General features: G+C 66.5%; 5 protein-coding genes and 2 pseudogenes. 6 read left to right on the top strand and 1 reads right to left on the bottom strand.

Annotated features, from left to right (window positions below; all coding sequences use genetic code 11):
* Positions 1-204 (bottom strand): annotated as a pseudogene (locus BN11_RS24425) (IS256 family transposase); the annotation flags it as partial.
* A 152-nt stretch (positions 205-356) separates the two neighbouring features.
* On the opposite strand from BN11_RS24425, the gene BN11_RS19690 reads away from it, so the two are divergent.
* The 6 genes and pseudogenes from BN11_RS19690 to BN11_RS19675 all read left to right on the top strand — a co-directional run.
* Positions 357-671 (top strand): hypothetical protein, encoded by a 315-nt coding sequence (locus BN11_RS19690; protein ID WP_048700086.1) that lies wholly within the window; start codon positions 357-359, stop codon positions 669-671.
* Positions 668-2,020 carry a dihydrolipoyl dehydrogenase family protein gene (locus tag BN11_RS19685; RefSeq protein ID WP_048700084.1) on the top strand — a complete coding sequence of 451 codons (1,353 nt, stop codon included), beginning with the start codon at positions 668-670 and terminating at the stop codon, positions 2,018-2,020. The genes BN11_RS19690 and BN11_RS19685 overlap by 4 nt, the downstream gene beginning before the upstream one ends.
* Before the next feature lie 319 nt (positions 2,021-2,339).
* Positions 2,340-2,561 (top strand): annotated as a pseudogene (locus tag BN11_RS25685) (hypothetical protein); the annotation flags it as partial.
* A gap of 125 nt (positions 2,562-2,686) precedes the next feature.
* Entirely contained in the window at positions 2,687-3,037 is a 351-nt protein-coding gene (locus tag BN11_RS23200) for a YncE family protein (RefSeq protein ID WP_157044294.1), read from the top strand.
* A gap of 60 nt (positions 3,038-3,097) precedes the next feature.
* The gene (locus BN11_RS19680; RefSeq protein WP_201329319.1) at positions 3,098-3,448 is read left to right on the top strand and encodes a COG3415 family protein; all 351 of its coding nucleotides are present in this window, start codon (positions 3,098-3,100) and stop codon (positions 3,446-3,448) included.
* Positions 3,449-3,471: 23 nt separating this feature from the next.
* A partial coding sequence (locus tag BN11_RS19675) for a helix-turn-helix domain-containing protein (protein ID WP_201329318.1) occupies positions 3,472-4,032 on the top strand: 561 nt, incomplete at its 3' end.

The raw sequence follows: 4,032 nt of genomic DNA, 5'->3' as shown, positions 1-4,032 counted from the left end.
CCGGGCGTCGGTGATGGTCGCGGCGCGCTGGTAGCGCTCCCGGCCCAGGAACTCGGTGACCTCGGCCTCCAGGGCGGCCTGCATCAACAGCTGCGCGCCGAGGCGGGCCACCTCCTCCAAGACCTCCGGCAGCGGCCGGTCCTGCGCGAACAGGGCGTCGATCCTGGCGTGGATCCGATCGGTGGGTGATACTCGTGCAGACACGGGCGTAGGGTCCTTTCTTCGATGACTTTGAGCGGTCTCGAAACCGAACCTACGCCCGTCTCATTTACACCGGCCGCTGGACACGACCGATCAGCATGGATCCATCCTAACGCTTGACCTTGCACCATGGATCAAGGTTTACGGTCGCTGGCATGGACATCGCCTTGTTGTACTTCGACGACTGCCCGAACTGGAAGATCGCCGACGAACGTCTCGCCGTCATCGCCGCAGAACGCCCCGACCTGACGGTTTCGCGTCACCTGGTCGACACGCTGGAGGAAGCCGAGCGGGTTGGTTTCCACGGGTCGCCCAGCATCCTGCTGAATGGCGTCGACGTCTTCGCCGGGCCGGACGCCGGCGTCGGCCTGTCGTGCCGGGTCTACCGCACCCCTGACGGCCCGGCAGGCGCTCCCACGATCGAGCAACTCCGCGCAGCGCTCTACAGGCAAGACCGGACCGTGGGATGACCCGCAGCTACGACTTGATCGTCATCGGCGCCGGCATGGCGGGTGTCGCCGCGGCCAACAAGTGCGCCTCGCAGGGCTGGAACGTCGCGATCATCGATGCGCTCCCGTACGGCGGCACCTGCGCTCTGCGGGGGTGCGATCCGAAGAAGATCCTGCGTCGTGGTGCGGAGATCATCGACAGTGCCCGGCTGATGCGCGGCAAGGGCATCGACGAGGGCGGTCTGTCGATCAATTGGGCCGACCTGATGAAGCACAAGCATGGTTTCACCGATCCGGTCCCCCAGAACATGGAGGACAGCCTCACCGGCAACGGCATCGACACCCTGCATGGAGTAGCCCGGTTCACCGATGAGAAAAGCATCGAGATGGACGGCACCCGCTATGAGGCGACGCACTTCCTGATCGCCACAGGTGCACGCCCACGACCGCTGGACTTTCCTGGCCACGAGCACCTGGTCGACAGCACCGTCTTCCTGGACCTCGAGTTGCTTCCGCCGCGGATTCTGTTTGTCGGTGGTGGGTTCATTTCCTTTGAGTTCGCCCACATCTCGGCGCGTGCCGGCAGCACCCCGACCATCATCGACCGTGGGGCGCGTCCCCTCAAGGGGTTCGACCCAGACCTTGTCGAGCTCCTCATCACGCGGGGCACTGATGCCGGGATCGAGCTGCAACGCTCAACGACGATCACCGGGATCGAGAATTCCGAGAGCGGCTACCAGGTCCGCATCGAACGATCCGGCCAGTCTGAGAACCTGGAGTTCGACCTCGTCGTCCACGGCGCGGGCCGGACAGCCGAGCTCGCCGGCCTGGACCTCGACGCTGCCGGCGTCGCGTGGGACGAGCACGGTGTGCGCGTCGAAGCTCACCTGCAGAGCACCACGAACCGGGCGGTGTACGCCGCAGGTGACTCCGCCAACACCCCCGGGATGCCGCTGACCCCGGTCGCGGTCTTCGAGGGCAAGGTGGCAGCGTCCAACATGCTCAAAGCCACCACGGCGGTCCCGGACTATGTGGGTGTCCCGACGGCGGTGTTCACGATCCCCGAACTCGCCCGGGTGGGGATGCTCGAAGAGGACGCCAAGGACCAGGGCATCGATGTCGATGTCCGCTACAGCGACACCAGTGGCTGGTACTCCAACTACCGCACCGGTGAGACGACGGCGGCCGCCAAACTCCTCATCGACCGGTCCAGCGACCGGGTCGTCGGCGCGCACCTGCTGGGCCCCGAGTACGGCGAACTCATCAACTTCCTCGCCCTCGCCATGAAGCTCGACCTGACCACCCGCCAGCTGAAGTCCATGACCGCCGCCTACCCCACGGTCGGCTCAGACCTCGGCTCCATGCTCTGACCCCTACCTACCCGCGCACCTGGGCTCGGTGCTCGACAGACCGGCTGCGCCACAACGATTGGAGCGACAGCATGAGTTCACCAGTGAGTGCCCTCCTAGAAGCTTCGGGGATACCGGCGGACAAGCTGCTGACCCAACGCAACTCGCTGCCCGAGCCGCTGCAGCTGCTACACCGACGCACGATGCTCGCCCTGGCGCAGCGGGAAGCCACCGACACGCGATCAGGTCCACACCTGGGCCGGAGAACTCCACCTCGACCTCGACGCAGCTCTGCGTCACCTTGCCGAGTCGGAACTGGTGTTCCTAGTACCACGCAGCCAAGGGAGCGGTGCACACCCTGACCAAGAACGTCGCCCTGCACTGGGCCACCGAGGGGGTGCGGGTCAACTTGATCCAGCCGCGGTTCATAGCCGCGCCGCCTGCCCTCCTCGCCACGGCCACCGTATGTGAGCGTCAGACACTCTCCGATTGTCGTTGGGCACTACCGCGCGACCGGCCCGGCGACACAGTCTTTTCGCGACTCTCACCCGACGGGTGTTGACCGCTGGTGCCGGCCTTCATCGAACCTTCACGAGACGCCAACCCTTTCGGCAGGGGTAGCGCTGTGACTCTGGAACTTCCGCCGAGCACCGGCGGACATTTCTAGTCCTGCATGGAGGTCACATCTTGAACGGCACCGACGGCCTTACGAGCTCCGCACGCGGAGACGTCGCGTCGCCCGACCCGGGCGGCAACAAACGCCGCACAGTCATGATCTCCATGGCGGCGGCTGCGGTCGTCCTGACGGCGCTGATTGTCTGGACTGCCGTTGCGCTTCTCCGTGGCGAAGGCGAAACAACTAGGGCTGCTTCACCGGAGGACGCCCATGCCGGAGTAGTCACGGGCACCGTGTGGGTCGCCAACGAAGCCGGCAACAGCCTCACCGCGATCGACGCCGCGACCAACGAGGTCGTGACCACCGTCGAAGGTATCGAGGGCCCGCACAACGTGCAGGTTGTTCTGCGTCTGAGTTCGTGAGACATCTGGGGGGATTAAATACCAACCAGGGTGCGGCGTGGCGAGTCGATCAGGAGGTCGATGACCATGTCGGATCAGAACATGTCGAAGAAGACGACGCCGCGGAAGAAGAGACGCGTGTTGGCGCCGTCTCAGAAGTACGAGATGTGGGTGGCGATGCTCACCGGGCAGGGCACCCAGCGCGAGATCGCGACCAAGTACGGGGTGGACCGCTCGGTGGTGGTCTCGGTGGCCAAGGCCGCCAAGACCGGGGCGTTGACGGCGTTGTCGGCCAAGCCCGGCCGTCCGGGGCTCTCCCCGGAGCAGGCCGAGATCGTCGAGCTGCGCGCCGAGGTCGAGCGGCTCAAGGCGACGGTGACCGAGCAGGCGGTGGCGTTGTACCTGCACGAGGGAAAAGCGCGTTGGGACTGAGCGCCGGCCCAGTCCCGTCCCGGGTGGACGCTACCGTCAAGGCCGGCCTGCTCGACCTGGTCGCTCACGCCGAGCGGGCGGGCTGGTCCACCCGCACGGCGTGCGCGCTGCTCGAGGTGGATCAGGACCGGGTCGCGCGGTGGCGGGCCCGCTACGTCGCACACGGTCGTGACGGGCTGGCCGACGCGGTCCCTGGTGGTGGGGCGGTGCATGGGATCCTGGAGGACGAGCGGGCCGCGATCATCGAGCTGCACGCTCAGTGGGGCGAGGTCGACCGTTCGCACCGCAAGCTCGCTCACCGCGGCTCACGGGAGCAGCTGGTGCATGTCTCACCGGCGACGGTGCGGCGGGTCCTGACTGCGGAAGGGCTTGTGCTTCCTGGGAATCCGCCACGGGATCCGGCGCCGAAGCCGACCTGGCCGCCCTGGTTGGAGTGGGCTCCGAACCGGATCTGGTGCTACGACTTCACGCACTTCACCCGGGCCAAGCGGTGCGCGGTCGCGGTCATCGACGTGGTCTCGAAGTACTGGCTGGCCACCGTGGTCTCGGCCGAGGAGTCCTCCACCCAGGTCGAGGTGTGCTTC

Source organism: Nostocoides australiense Ben110 (assembly GCF_001050535.1).
GTDB classification, from domain to species: Bacteria; Actinomycetota; Actinomycetes; order Actinomycetales; family Dermatophilaceae; genus Nostocoides_A; species Nostocoides_A australiense.
This window is presented reverse-complemented; position numbering and strand designations above follow the sequence as displayed.